Raw genomic sequence first — 13316 nt, 5'->3', positions numbered from 1 at the left:
CGACTCGCAAGGTTGCGGGTCGGAGGGGAAGACAAGCGTTGTCCGAAGAGCTGGTGGAGCGAGAGATCGCTGCCGAGCAGGCGTTCGTGGATCGGGTGTACGTCCAGCTGGGAGAGTCCGCCCGGGCCGCGGAGGCGCTCGCCAAGGAGGGGCACAGCCGCGGGCGGCTGGGACACGAGGGCGGGCTGGTCGAGCGCGACGCGATGGTCTACCAGGCCGCGCGCCGGATCGCGCAGCTCGACGCGGCCCACGAGGGCCTCGTGTTCGGGCGCCTCGACCTGCGCGAGGAGGTCGACAGCGAGCCCCGCTACGTCGGCCGGATCGGCCTGCGCGACGCCAACCGCGACTCCCTGCTGATCGACTGGCGCGCCCCCGCCGCCGCGGTGTTCTACCAGGCGACCGCCGCCGAGCCGCACGACGTCGTCCGGCGCCGGGTGCTGCGGTGCGCCGGCAGCACCGTGGTCGGGGTCGAGGACGAGCTGCTCGACGCCGACGCCGAGACGTCGCTGCCGATCGTCGGCGAGGGCGCGCTGATGGCCCAGCTCTCCCGCGCCCGCGACCGCTCGATGCACTCGATCGTCGCCACCATCCAGGCCGAGCAGGACCAGGCGATCCGGGCCCCCGGCAAGGGCGTCGTCTCCATCTCCGGCGGCCCGGGCACCGGCAAGACCGTCGTCGCGCTGCACCGTGCGGCGTACCTCCTCTACACCGACCGGCGCCGCTACGAGAGCGGCGGCGTGCTCATCGTCGGCCCCAGCGGGGTCTTCATGCGCTACATCGAGCGGGTGCTGCCGAGCCTCGGCGAGACGGCGGTCGCGCTGCGGTCCCTCGGCGAGGTCGTCGAGGGGGTCCGGGCGATCCGCCACGACGAGCCGGCGGTCGCCGACGTCAAGGGCTCGGCGCGGATGGCCGAACTGCTGCGCCGGGTCGCCCGCCAGCAGGCCCCGGGCGCGCCGCGCGAGTTCCGCATCTTCTGGCGCGACGACACGCTCGTCCTCGACCGGCAGCTGCTCGGCCGCCTGCGCCGCCAGCTGATGTCCCAGGGCCGCCGCAACCGGCAGCTGCCGCGGGTCCCGCACACGCTGCTCGACGCGATGTGGCGCCAGGTCCGCGGCGAGCGGGGCCGCGAGCGCGGGCGCGAGGCCTTCGACGACGAGATGCTGTCGCACCAGGGGTTCGTCGACTTCGCCGCGGCCTGGTGGCCGCCGCTGTCGGCGACCGAGGTGTTCGACTGGCTGCGCGACCCCGAGATGCTCTCGCGGGTCGCCGACGGCGTGCTGGGGCCCGAGGAGCAGCGGCTGCTGTCGAAGTCCTGGACCGGCGGCGACCTCTCGGTCGAGGACGTGCCGCTGCTCGACGAGCTGCGCTACGCGATCGGCGACGTGCCCGCCCGCACCGACGACGAGCGCGACCTGGACGAGACCGGCCTGCTCGAGGGCGGCATCGACATGCAGGAGCTCTTCACCGCGGCCGACCGGGAGTACGCCCCGACCGGCCGGGCGTGGGCCCCGCCGACGCACCGGATCGAGGACGACACCTACGCCCACGTGCTGGTCGACGAGGCCCAGGACCTGACGCCGATGCAGTGGCGGATGGTCGGCCGCCGCGGTCGTACGGCGTCGTGGACGATCGTCGGTGACCCGGCCCAGTCGTCCTGGCCGGTGCCCGCCGAGGCCGACGCCGCGCGGGCCGCCGCGCTCGAGGGCAAGGAGGTCCACGCCTTCCACCTCTCGACGAACTACCGCAACTCCTCGGAGATCTACGCCTTCGCCGCGGCGTACGCGGAGCGGGTCGGCCTCGACGCCGACCTGCCGACCGCGGTCCGGTCGACCGGCGTCGAGCCGCAGGTCGTCCGCGACGTCGCCGACCTCGAGGCCGCGACCCGCGAGGCGGTCAACGCCGTCGCCGGCCAGGTCGAGGGCACGGTCGGCATCGTGGTCCCGGTCGCCCGGCGCTCGGAGGTCAACGCCTGGCTGGCGTCCTGGCCCGAGCTCGCCGACCACGCTCCGAGCGCCCGCGCGGCGATCGACTCGTCGGTCAGCCCGTCCGGGGAGGACCGGGTCGTGGTGCTGACCGGTCTGGACACCAAGGGACTGGAGTTCGACGGCATCGTGGTCGTGCGCCCGCAGGAGATCGAGGACGAGTCGGCGACGGGACGGGCGACGCTCTACGTCGTGCTCACCCGCGCGACCCAGCTGCTGACGACCGTCTCCTGAACGGCGGCCGCGGGTGCCCTGAGGATCGGCTGAAGCGGCCGCGGGAGACGGGAGCGCACCCTAGGATCCGGGGGTGCTCCGCCTCCTCACCGCCCTCGTCACCTCCTGCGCCGCGCTCGCCGCGGGCCTCGTCGCCGCCCCGGCGCCCGCCACCGCCGGCGCCGCGCCCGAGCCGCGACCGCTGCCCCGCCTGCACGCCACCACCGGGGCGCACGCGGCGGTCGTCGACGCCCGGGGCGCGACGGTCCTGCTCCGCGGCGTCAACGTCAACGGGCTGGGCGAGTACTTCCAGGCCAACCCCGACTTCGAGACGACCATCCCGCTGACCCGCACCGACTTCCGCGAGATCGCGCGGCTCGGCTTCAACAGCGTCCGGCTGATCATCAGCTGGTCGCGCCTGGAGCCCACCCGCGGCGCCTACGACACGGAGTACGTCGCCCAGGTCCGCCAGGCGGTCGACTGGGCGGCGTCGTACGGCCTCTACGTGGTGCTCGACATGCACCAGGACGCCTGGGGGATCGCGGTCGACACCCCGCAGGACGTCACCTGCCCCGCCGGCACCTCGCCGAGCAACGGCTGGGACGGGGCCCCGGCGTGGGCGACGATCACCGACGGCGCCTCGACCTGCCGCCCGGGGGAGCGCGAGACCGCGCCCGCGGTCAAGCGTGCGTGGCAGAACTTCTACGACGACACCGACGGCATCCAGACCGAGCTCGTCACGACGTGGGGCCGGCTCGCGCAGGACTTCGCCGGCGACAGCACGGTCGCGGGCTTCGACCTGCTCAACGAGCCGGGCTTCGGGACAGCGGCCGGCAACGATGCCGACCTCGGCGCCTTCTACGGACGGGCGATCGACGCGATCCGCCGCGGCGAGCGGAAGGGCGGCGGCTTCTCGCACATCGTCTTCTTCGAGCCCAACGTGCTGTGGTCGGCCTTCGGCAACTGGACCACGCCGGACCGGTTCACGAAGGACCGCAACCTGGTCTTCGCGCCCCACATCTACGCCGAGTCGCTCTCCCCGAACACCATCGCCCAGGGGTTCGCGAACGCGCAGAAGGCGGCGGCGTCCTACGGCGTCACCGTCTGGTCCGGCGAGTGGGGCTTCTTCCCGAGCGAGCCGTCCGAGAGCGCCGACCAGGTCGAGCGCTACGCCCGTGCCGAGGACCGTTACGGGTACGGCGGCGCGTGGTGGGACTGGAAGCAGGCCTGCGGCGACCCGCACATGACCGGTCAGCCCGGCGGCCAGCCGGCGGCGGTGTCGCCCAGCCTGGTCCGCTACACCTGCCCCGACCAGGTCGCGCAGCCGGTCGACCCGGCGTTCGGAGACGTGCTCGGCCGGACGGTGCCGCGAGCGGTGCCCGGTCGGACCACGAGGCTGACCTCGGACGGACGCACCGGCGCCTTCGAGCTCGCCGGCCGGCACACCCCGGGCGCGCAGCGCTGCGCCCTGCGGGTGTGGGTGCCCGCCCGGTTCGCCGACGAGCGGGTGCGCGCCACTGGCATCAGCCACCTGCGCCGGACCCACACCCTCGGCAACACCGTGCTGCGCGGCTGCGTCGCGGACACCTTCCGGCTGCGGCTGGGCTGAGCCTTAGGCTCGGCGCATGACTGACGCGTCCACGACCCCCTCAGCCCGGGAAGCCATCGCGGCCGTCCAGGGGCACGAGGCGTGGGCGATCATCCGCCGGTCCACCCGTGCCGGCGACCGGGACACGGTCGGCATCGTCGGCGGCCGCCGGAGCGTGGTCGAGTCCCTGCTCGACGTACCGCTGGCCGAGGGCGTGCCGGAGGACGGGCACATCGCCGACCGGCTGCTGGCGGTCCCGTTCCGGCAGGTCCGCGAGCGCGGGTTCGAGGCCCACGACGACGGCACCCCGCTCGTCGTGGTCGACGTGGAGACCGAGCTGGAGTTCACCGTCGCCGAGGTCGTCGAGGCGATCGACGAGGTGCCGATCGAGTTCGCCGACCGCGGCGGGTTCGACACCGACGACGAGGAGTACGCCAAGCTCGTCGGCGAGATCATCGGCGAGGAGATCGGCCAGGGCGAGGGTGCCAACCTCGTCGTCGGCCGGCACTACCGGGCCCGGGTCGCGGACTGGGGCGCCGACCGGGCGCTCGCCGTCCTGCGCCGGCTGCTCGAGCGCGAGCGCGGCGCCTACTGGACCTTCCTGTTCTTCACCGGCGACCGCTACCTCATCGGCGCGAGCCCCGAGCGGCACGTGACGATCCACGACGGCGACGTCCGGATGAACCCGATCAGCGGCACCTTCCGGCTGCCCCGTGAGGACGACGGCGACCTGCGGGACCGGCTGCTGGAGTTCCTGCGCGACGAGAAGGAGATCTACGAGCTCTTCATGGTCGTCGACGAGGAGCTGAAGATGATGTGCGACATCTGCCACGAGGGTGGCCAGGTGCTCGGACCGTTCCTCAAGCCGATGAGCCGCCTGATCCACACCGAGTACCTCCTCGCCGGCCGCACCGCCCGCGACCCGCGCGAGGTGCTGCGCGACACGATGTACGCCGCCACGGTGACCGGGTCGCCGGTGGAGAACGCCTGCCGGCTGATCAAGCAGTACGAGACCGAGGGCCGGGGCTACTACGGCGCGGCGCTGGCCATCCTCGGCCGCGACGCGCAGGGCGGGCCGGTCGTGGACAGCCCGATCGTCATCCGCACCGCCGACGTCGACCTCGACGGCCGGCTCACGGTCACGGCCGGCGCGACTCTCGTGCGCGACTCCGACCCGGCCTCGGAGGTCGCGGAGACGCACGCCAAGGCCGGAGGCATCCTCAGCGCGTTCGGGCTGGTCGAGCCCGCCCCGACGCCGAGCGTCAACGTCGCCGAGCTGGTGAACGACGAGGACGTGCTGCTGGCGCTCAACGCGCGCAACCGGCGGCTGTCGTCGTTCTGGCTCACCGACCAGGGCGGCTCGCCGCCGGACCCGCGCCTGGCCGGGATGAGCGTCGTGGTCCTCGACGGGGAGGACGACTTCGTCAACATGCTGCGCCACGTCCTCGGCGTCCTCGGCATGACCTCCACCGTCGTCCGGCACGAGGACTGGGTGCCGGGCTGTCTGGACGGCTTCGACCTGGTGATCGTCGGGCCGGGGCCGGGCGACCCGCGCGACGGCGACGACCCCAAGATGGCGCAGCTCCGTGCGGCGGTCGCGGAGCTGATGGCGACCGAGCGGCCGTTCCTCGCCGTCTGCCTGGGCCACCAGACCCTCTGCCACCACCTGGGGCTGCCGCTGGCCTACAAGGACATCGTGTTCCAGGGGACCCAGTCCCCGGTGACCATCGACGGTCGCACCGAGCGCGTGGGGTTCTACAACACCTTCGTCGGCCGGGTCGGCGACGCGGGGGTTCCGGACGGGGTCCAGGTCGAGACCGACCCCGCGAGCGGCGACATCCACCTGGTCGCCGGCCCCCACTACCGCGGCATCCAGTTCCACGCCGAGTCGATCCTCACCGAGCACGGCTACGACCTGCTTCACCGAATCGTTGCGGACCTTCTGCTGGATCGTGCACCCATCGGAGGCGCGAAGGGCTAGGCTCTTCGTGGCAACAACGGCGGGCGACCGCTCGTGGGCCCGGTGAAGACTGCCCCCCAGCTTCATCGGGCCCTTCGCCGTCTCCGGACCGCCCCGTTCTCGGTAGGTTGTCGCCGTGACCACGCCCGACGTGGTCGTGGTCGACCACCACGACTCCTACACGTGGAACCTGGTCCACCTGGTCGCGTCCGTGACCGGGGCGCTCCCGGCCGTCGTGCAGCACGACGAGGTGTCGGCCGACGAGGTCCTCGCGCACTCGCACGTCGTGCTCTCGCCCGGTCCGGGCCACCCGGCTGACCCGGCCGACTTCGCGGTCGGGGGCGAGGTGCTGCGTCGCGCCACCCGCCCCGTGCTCGGGGTCTGTCTCGGCATGCAGGGCATCGTGACGACGTACGGCGGCACCGTCGGCCGGGTCGCACCGGCCCACGGCGAGACCGCGCCGGTGAGCCACGACGGGCGGGGGGTCCTCGCCGGGATCCCCGACCCGTTCACGGTGGTCCGCTACCACTCGCTCGCGGCCCTGGTCGTCCCCGACTGCCTCGAGGTGACCGCCGGCACGGGCGACGTGGTGATGGGCGTCCGGCACCGGACCCTGCCGCTGGAGGGCGTGCAGTTCCACCCGGAGTCGGTGCTGTCCGAGCACGGCGCCCGGCTGGTGGCGAACTTCCTGGGGCGGCCGTGAGTCGGCCGACGACCGATCCGGCCGGGGCCTTCGCCTCGGTCGCCGCCGCCCACCCGCGGTGCTTCTGGCTCGACGGCGGGGGCGCCCGGGACTGGTCGGGCCGCCGCTCGATGGTGGGGTGGCTCGACGACGACGACGTGTCGCTCACCTACTCCGCCGCGTCCCGCGAGGTCACCCGGCACATCGGCGGTCGCGCCGAGGTCGTGGGCGACGACGTGTTCGCGGCGCTCGAGGCCGAGCTCGCGGCCGGGTCACCGACCGACCACTGGGTGGGCTACCTCGGCTACGCCTGCCGCGCCGACCTCCCCGCCGCCGTCCCCGCACCCGGTGCCGGGGAGGTCCCGGACGCGGTCTGGATGCGGCCGCGGGAGATCCGCTTCTTCGAGCACGCGGTCGCCGCCCCGTCAGCGGGTGGTGTCGAGACTCAGGCGCAGGGCGCCCCCGCACCTCGACCTCCGGACGCCGCCTACGCCGCCGCCTTCGACCGGGTCCAGGAGCAGCTGCACGCGGGCAACACCTATGAGGTGAACCTGACCTACCGGCTCGAGGTGCCCGCGGAGGTCGACCCCGTGGCGGCGTACCTGCGGCTGCGGGAGCTCAACCCGGCGCCGTACGCCGGGTTCCTCCAGCACGACGTGCCCGGTGCCCGGGCCTGGCTGCTGAGCAGCAGCCCGGAGCGCTACGCGGTGGTCACCGCCGACCGCACCCTGGAGACCCGGCCGATCAAGGGCACCACCCCGCGGGGCGCGACCCCCGAGGAGGACGAGGAGCACCGGCACCGGCTGGCCGAGGACCCGAAGTTCCGCGCGGAGAACCTGATGATCGTCGACCTGCTGCGCAACGACCTGTCGATGGTCTGCGAGCCGGGCACGGTCGTGGTCCCCGGCCTGATGTCGGTCGAGTCCTACGAGAGCGTGCACCAGCTGGTCAGCACCGTGCGGGGCCGGCTTCGCGACGACGTCACGACCGTCGGCGCCCTGCGCGCCCTCTTCCCGGCCGGCTCGATGACCGGTGCGCCCAAGCTGCGCACCATGCAGGTGATCGAGGACGTCGAGGCGACCCCGCGCGGGGCCTACTCCGGCGCGTTCGGCTGGATCGCCGCCGACGGACGCGCCGACCTCGGCGTCGTGATCCGCAGCCTCACCACGTCGGGGGACGGGCGCTACCGGCTCGGCACCGGCGGCGGCATCACCGTCCGCTCCGACCTGACCGAGGAGTGGGCCGAGTCGCGGTGGAAGGCCGAGCGCCTGCTGCGGACCCTGGGGGAGCGATGAGCACGAGCGACCAGAGCGCCACCGAGGACCGGCACGCCAGCTGGCTGGAGCTGTTCTTCGACCTCGTCGCGGTGGCCGGCATCGGCATGCTGGCCCGGCTGCTCGTCGACGACACCAGCGGCGGCGGCATCAGCGTCTACGTCATCGCCTACACGGCGATCTGGATGATCTGGGCCTGCTTCACCCTCTACAGCAACGTGGCCGGCCAGGAGACGCACGTCTCGGTGATCCTGAGCGCGATGTTCGTGCTCGGCGTGATGGCCGCCGCGGTCCCCGAGATCCACGACGAGCACGCCACCGGGTTCGCGGTCGCGTACGTCGTCGGCCGGTTCCTCGCCGCGCGGCCGTGGCAGCGCTCGACCGTCGTCACGGACCTGCCGATCGTCCAGACCGGCGGCGGGATCGTGCCCTGGGTGGTGTCCTTCTGGTTCGAGGGCACCGTCCAGTACGCGCTCTGGGCGCTCGGCCTCGCCATCGACCTGTGGTTCATCGTCTCCGTCAACCACGACCGGCTGCTCGCGAGCACCCAGGAGCGCCTGGACCGGGTGCGGCGCTCGCGGCGACGCAGCGCCGAGCGCCACGAGCAGCTGCCGGAGACGGTCGAGGCGGTCGGTGCCGACGTCCCGCACCTGGGCGAGCGGCTCGGCCTGTTCGTCATCATCGTGCTGGGCGAGGGCCTGGTGCAGATCACCGACGCCGCCAGCGAGGCCACCTGGAACCGGGCGCTCGCGCTCACCGGAGCGGGCGCATTCGCGCTGATGTTCGCGCTCTGGGCGGCCGCCGTCCGGTTCGGGTACGCCGGCGCCGCGCTCGTGCCCGACCGCGGCATCAGCGCCCGGCTGTCGTGGCCGGTCCACCTGGTCGCGACCCTCGCCCTGGCGACCGTCGCCGCGGTCCTGGGCGGGCTGGTGGCGGACCCGCACGCGCACCTCGACGACCGGGTCCGCTGGATCCTGGCGGCCGCGTACGCCGGCTACGCGGTCCTCTCCGCTGGCGTGCACCTCCTCCGGCGCGACCTGAGACGTGCGGCGTGCGTCGCCGTCCCGATGGTGGTCGTGGCCGCGGTGGTCGCCGTGGCGACGGGGCTCGCCGCGGAGGGGACCGTGTGGCTGCTCGCCGCCGGGGTGCTCGCGGCGCTCTGGGCCCACGCCCGCGTCGAGAGGTCGTTCACGTCGGCGTGATGTGGGCGCAACCGGATCTGGCTACCGTGGAGGGCATGGACAACGCCCACGTCATCGTGCTCTTCGGCGCAGCCGGTGACCTGTCGAAGCGCAAGCTGCTGCCGGGCCTGATGCACCTGTGGCAGGCCGGGCTCCTGGAGGACTCCCGCATCGTCGGCACGTCGCTGGAGGACATCGACACCGCGGAGTTCGTGCGGATCGCCCACCAGTCGTGCAGCGAGTTCAAGAAGCACGGCATGACCGAGGAGGAGTGGGAGCGGTTCGCCGGGCTGCTCAGCTACGTGCCGCAGGGCCAGGGTCCGGCCGCGCTCGCCGAGACCGTGCGCTCCGCGGAGACCGACCTGGCCCGCGGCGGCCGGCCGGTCGACTTCCTGCACTACCTCAGCGTCCCGCCGAAGGCGGCCCTCGACGTGGTCCGCCAGCTCGACGAGGCGGGCCTGGTCAAGCAGTCGCGGATCATCATGGAGAAGCCGTTCGGCACCGACCTCGAGTCCGCGCGCCGGCTCAACGAGCGCCTCCACCAGGTCTTCGACGAGAGCCAGATCTTCCGCATCGACCACTTCCTCGGCAAGGAGGCCGCGCAGAACATCCTGGCCTTCCGCTTCGCGAACGGCCTCTTCGAGCCGATCTGGAACCGCAACTTCATCGACCACGTCCAGATCGACGTCCCCGAGACGCTCGGCCTCGAGGTGCGGACCTCGTTCTACGAGGCCACCGGCGCCTACCGCGACATGGTCGTGACCCACCTGATGCAGGTGCTCGCCTTCATGGCGATGGAGCCGCCCACCTCGCTGGCCCCCGGCCCGATCAGCGACGAGAAGCTCAAGGTGTTCCGCTCGATGCGCCCGATCGAGCCGCACAACGTGGTCCGCGGGCAGTACGCCGGCTACCGGGACCACCACGACGCCGCCGACGACTCCGACACCGAGACGTTCGTGGCGCTCAAGGTCGAGATCGACAACTGGCGCTGGGCCGGGGTGCCGTTCTACCTGCGCACCGGCAAGAAGCTCGCCGAGGGCGCGCGGATCATCTCGATCGCGTTCAAGGAGCCGCCGCTGACGATGTTCCCGCGCGGCTCGAACGCCGGCACCCAGGGGCCGGACCACCTCACCTTCGACCTCGCCGACCAGTCCCGGATGTCGCTCTCGTTCTACGGCAAGCGTCCGGGCCCGGGCATGAAGCTCGAGAAGCTCTCGATGCAGTTCGCCACCCACGAGACGTCGTCCTCGCTCGCGGTGCTCGAGGCGTACGAGCGGCTGATCCACGACGCGCTGCGCGGCGACCACACGCTGTTCACGACCGCGGCCGGCATCGAGACGCTGTGGGAGCGCTCGACCCCGCTCCTGGTCAGCCCGCCGCCGGTGCGGATCTACCCCGTGGGCAGCTGGGGCCCCAACGCCATCCACCAGCTCGTCGCCCCGCACGCGTGGCGGCTGCCGTTCGAGCGGTCCTGGCGCGAGCACAACGACTTCGGCCAGTAGCCGGGCTCCTCAGGTCGACGGGAGGCGGGCGGCCTGCCGGGTCAGGTGGTCGCGCTCGGCGAGGTTGCCCGCCCGGGCGGCGGCGAGCACGTAGAGGTCCCGCGCGGCCGTGAGGTCACCGGAACGCTCGGTCAGCCAGGCCTCGGCAGCGGTCCGGCGGGGCACGTCCTCCGGTACGCCGCGGAGCGCGGCCAGCCCCGCGAGCGGGCCGTCCACCTCGCCGACCGCCACGGCCCGGTTGAGCGCGACCACGGGCGATCCCGTGAGCGCCAGCAGCTCGTCGTACCACTCCAGGACCTGCGGCCAGTCCGTCTCGTCCGCCGACCGGGCGTCGCAGTGCAGGGCGGCGATCGCGGCCTGCGCCTGGTACTCACCGAGCCGGTCACGCGCCAGCGCCGTCTGCAGCACGTCGACGCCCTCGGCGACCAGCGTGGTGTCCCACTGGGTGCGGTCCTGGTCGGCCAGCGGCACCAGGGCGCCGTCCGGCGCCCAGCGGGCCGTGCGGCGCGCGTGGTGGAGCAGCATCAGCGCGAGGAGCCCGCCGACCTCGGGCTCGTCGCTGGCAGCGGCCAGCGCGCGGGTCAGCCGGATCGCCTCGGCGGCCAGGTCCACGTCGCCGGAGTAGCCCTCGTTGAACACCAGGTAGAGGACCTTGAGCACCCGTCCGAGGTCGCCCGGTGTGCCGACCCCGGCGTCGGCGACCGTGCGCTTGGCGCGGCTGATCCGCTGCGCCATCGTCGCCTCGGGCACCAGGTAGGCGTCGGCGATCTGTCGCGTGGTGAGGCCCCCGACCGCGCGCAGGGTGAGCGCGACCGCGGACGCCGGGGTGAGCGCCGGGTGGCAGCACAGGAACAGCAGCAGCAGCGTGTCGTCGTGCTCCTCGGTCGCGCCCGGCCCGGGGTCGTCCGCGAACCGCTCCTCGCGGGCCCGGCGGGTGCTCTCGGAGCGGCCCGCGTCGACGAGCTTGCGCCAGGCCACGGTGATCAGCCAGCCCAGCGGGTCGTCGGGCACGTCGTCCGGCCACCGGCGTACTGCCTCGACCAGGGCCTCCTGAACGGCGTCCTCGGCCGCTGCGAAGTCTCCTCCGCGGCGGACGAGGACGCCGAGGACCCGGGGCGCCAGCTCCCGGACCAGCTCGTCCATCCCCGGCTCGGTGCTCACTCGGTGATGGTGGGCAGCTCCTCCAGGAACGGCCGCACCTCGATCCACTCCCCGAGCGGCCGGCCGCCTGCCCCCGGTGCGGAGGAGAGGTAGGCCGCCACCTCGTGGGCGCGCCCGACCGACTCGACGTCGATCGCCATCCACCCGGCGATCAGGTCCTTGGTCTCGACGAACGGACCGTCGGTCACCGGCGGCCGCCCCTCGCCGTCGTAGCGGACGAACGTGCCCTCGGGGGAGAGGGCCTGGGCGTCGACGAACTCGCCGCGCTCGCTGAGCTGGTCGGCGACGTGCTGCATGAACGCCATGTGGTCCGACACCTCCTGCGGCGTCCACCGGTCCATGGGGATGCAGCTCGCCTCGGTGGGGGTCGGGCCACCGCGGTAGTGCTTGAGCAGCAGGTACTTCGCCATCGCGATCTCTCCTCGTCTCCGGTGCCGCCATTGTGGTCGGCACACCCCAGGGACGGAGCCGGCCAGCCGTTCTCGACATCGGTCGGCCGGGAAGTTCCGGATCAGGAGGGTCGCCGGACGTCCGGTACGCCGGCCGCGGCGTCGAGCCGGTCCCGGACCGCACGGGCGGCCTGCTCGTACACACCGGGACGGCCGAGGAGCGAGCGCAGGTTGGCGGAGTCCAGGTAGGCGTCGAGCTCGTAGGCGAGCTGCGCGGCGTCGACGTCGGCGGCGACCTCACCGACCGCCTGGGCGCCACGGATCGACTCCGCGAGCAGCCCGAGCCACTCCTCGTCGACGACGGCGAGCGCGTCCCGGACGGCGCCGGGCCGGGCGGCGTGCTCGTGCGACGCGCGGGCGAAGAAGCAGCCGCCGGGGAAGCGGCGGTCGCTGGAGTACTCCAGCCAGCCGTCGAGCAGCGCCTGCACCTGCGCGCGGCCGGGCGGCTTCCGGAGCGCGGGCTCGATGACGCTCCGCGCGAAGATCGCCCGAGCGGCCCGGATCGTGGCGAGCTGGAGCTCCTCCTTGGTGCCGAAGTGCCCGATCAGGCCGCTCTTGCTGATGCCGAGCGCCGTGGCGAGCCGCCCGATCGACAGGCCGTCGAGGCCCTCGACCGATGCGACGTCCACGGCGACGCGCAGCACCTCGCGGCGGGTCCGGTCGCCCCGGCGGATCCGTCCGTCGGTCGCTTCCCGCCCGGGGTCGTCGGTGGTGGCCTGCATCTCGGTCACATCCTAGGTCGGCGGGGTGCCGTGGTCCGGGAAACAAATAGTACGATCGGTCGTATTCTTTTTCCACCCCGAGGAGGTGCCCGATGAGCGCCCTGACGTTCCGCCCCGCGACGGCCGCCGACGCCGGCGCCGTGACCGACCTGCTCGCGGGGCTCTCCCCGGACTCGGCGTACCTCCGCTTCCAGACCGCGATCGGACCGCGGCCGATGCCGGCGCTCGTGCGGGCTCTGCTGCCCGAGGGGGTGAGCGGGCGAGCCCTGCTGGGGTTCGTCGGCGACGACCTGGTGGCGCACGGCCTCTGGGTCCGGATCGGGCCGTGTCGCGCCGCCGAGATCGCCTTGGTCGTCGCGGACGACCGGCAGCGGGAGGGGGTCGGCTCCGCGCTCGCCGCCGCGCTCCTCGACGATCTCGCCGCGCGTGGCATCGAACGGGTCGAGGTCTACGCGGGTGCCGGCAACCGTGCGGTCGCCCGGATGATGTCGCGGGCGGCACCCGACGCCGATCCGGAGCGGGACGGGGCGACCGTCAGCTACTCGTTCGCGGTGGACCCGCGGCGGGTCCGGTCGACGACGACGGCGGCGTAGGCGACCGTC

At 73.4% G+C, this 13316-nt stretch carries 11 protein-coding genes; 8 read left to right on the top strand and 3 right to left on the bottom strand.

Going from position 1 to position 13316, the window contains the following annotated elements:
- The first annotated feature begins 38 nt into the window (after window positions 1-38).
- From ACILQ5_RS15820 to zwf, 7 genes are all read left to right on the top strand, one after another.
- A complete protein-coding gene (locus ACILQ5_RS15820; RefSeq protein WP_395658978.1) occupies window positions 39-2216 on the top strand; it encodes a HelD family protein in 2178 nt (725 codons plus the stop codon).
- Window positions 2217-2289: 73 nt separating this feature from the next.
- Window positions 2290-3804: a glycoside hydrolase family 5 protein gene (locus tag ACILQ5_RS15815; RefSeq protein ID WP_395658977.1), complete on the top strand. Its 1515-nt coding sequence runs from the start codon at window positions 2290-2292 to the stop codon at window positions 3802-3804.
- A 16-nt stretch (window positions 3805-3820) separates the two neighbouring features.
- Window positions 3821-5764 carry an anthranilate synthase family protein gene (locus ACILQ5_RS15810; RefSeq protein WP_395658976.1) on the top strand — a complete coding sequence of 648 codons (1944 nt, stop codon included), beginning with the start codon at window positions 3821-3823 and terminating at the stop codon, window positions 5762-5764.
- 115 nt (window positions 5765-5879) lie between these two features.
- A complete protein-coding gene (locus tag ACILQ5_RS15805; protein WP_395658975.1) occupies window positions 5880-6446 on the top strand; it encodes an anthranilate synthase component II in 567 nt (188 codons plus the stop codon).
- Entirely contained in the window at window positions 6443-7720 is a 1278-nt protein-coding gene (locus ACILQ5_RS15800; protein ID WP_395658974.1) for an anthranilate synthase component I family protein, read from the top strand. Before ACILQ5_RS15805 ends, ACILQ5_RS15800 begins: the two co-directional genes overlap by 4 nt.
- Window positions 7717-8901: a low temperature requirement protein A gene (locus tag ACILQ5_RS15795; RefSeq protein ID WP_395658973.1), complete on the top strand. Its 1185-nt coding sequence runs from the start codon at window positions 7717-7719 to the stop codon at window positions 8899-8901. The genes ACILQ5_RS15800 and ACILQ5_RS15795 overlap by 4 nt, the downstream gene beginning before the upstream one ends.
- A 35-nt stretch (window positions 8902-8936) precedes the next feature.
- Window positions 8937-10382 (top strand): glucose-6-phosphate dehydrogenase, encoded by a 1446-nt coding sequence (gene zwf, locus ACILQ5_RS15790; RefSeq protein ID WP_395658972.1) that lies wholly within the window; start codon window positions 8937-8939, stop codon window positions 10380-10382.
- Between the two features lie 9 nt (window positions 10383-10391).
- Here the strand turns inward: zwf and ACILQ5_RS15785 are convergent, their stop codons facing one another.
- The 3 genes from ACILQ5_RS15785 to ACILQ5_RS15775 all read right to left on the bottom strand — a co-directional run bounded on the left by ACILQ5_RS15785 (window position 10392) and on the right by ACILQ5_RS15775 (window position 12714).
- Window positions 10392-11525 carry an RNA polymerase sigma factor gene (locus ACILQ5_RS15785; RefSeq protein WP_395658996.1) on the bottom strand — a complete coding sequence of 378 codons (1134 nt, stop codon included), beginning with the start codon at window positions 11523-11525 and terminating at the stop codon, window positions 10392-10394.
- A 14-nt stretch (window positions 11526-11539) separates the two neighbouring features.
- Window positions 11540-11953 (bottom strand): YciI family protein, encoded by a 414-nt coding sequence (locus ACILQ5_RS15780; RefSeq protein WP_395658971.1) that lies wholly within the window; start codon window positions 11951-11953, stop codon window positions 11540-11542.
- A gap of 101 nt (window positions 11954-12054) precedes the next feature.
- Entirely contained in the window at window positions 12055-12714 is a 660-nt protein-coding gene (locus ACILQ5_RS15775) for a TetR/AcrR family transcriptional regulator (RefSeq protein WP_395658970.1), read from the bottom strand.
- Between the two features lie 92 nt (window positions 12715-12806).
- Here ACILQ5_RS15775 and ACILQ5_RS15770 point away from each other — a divergent pair, with 92 nt between their 5' ends.
- Window positions 12807-13307 carry a GNAT family N-acetyltransferase gene (locus tag ACILQ5_RS15770; RefSeq protein ID WP_395658969.1) on the top strand — a complete coding sequence of 167 codons (501 nt, stop codon included), beginning with the start codon at window positions 12807-12809 and terminating at the stop codon, window positions 13305-13307.
- Window positions 13308-13316 lie beyond the last annotated feature (9 nt).

The sequence above is a fragment of the Nocardioides sp. genome (assembly GCF_044226305.1).
Classification (GTDB): Bacteria; Actinomycetota; Actinomycetes; order Propionibacteriales; family Nocardioidaceae; genus Nocardioides.
Note: the sequence above shows the minus strand (reverse complement) of the source record. Positions and strands in the feature narration are given on the sequence as shown.